This is a genomic window from Oleiphilus sp. HI0123 (assembly GCF_001635315.1).
The window spans coordinates 1-312 of record NZ_LWGE01000362.1; the positions used below are offsets into that span (position 1 = coordinate 1).

Below are 312 nucleotides of genomic sequence, written 5' to 3' on the forward strand. Positions count from 1 at the left end.
AGCCCTATATATTGACAATGACCTCAGGGTCTACAGGTGACCCAAAACCGATAGTTCTATCGCAAGAGACAAAGCTGCTTAGGGCTCAAGCAGCTATAGGTTTATATAATATAACATCTGAAGACCTTACTTTGATCGCAACGCCTATGTATCACTCCTTAGCAGAAAGGCTTGTTGTTATCTCACTTATATCTGGTGGAACTTGCGTAGTACTTGGCACTTACACTGCTAAAAAATGGATTGATGCGGTAATCGATCACAAGGTGAGTTTCGCTATTCCCGTATCTTCTCAGCTTAAACAAATCCTAATTG

At 41.0% G+C, this 312-nt stretch carries 1 protein-coding gene; it reads left to right on the forward strand.

The window, feature by feature from the left end; genetic code table 11:
• Positions 1-17 precede the first annotated feature (17 nt).
• Positions 18-312, forward strand: a 295-nt coding sequence (locus tag A3761_RS03445) for an AMP-binding protein (protein ID WP_231881141.1), incomplete at its 3' end; no start/stop codon positions are given.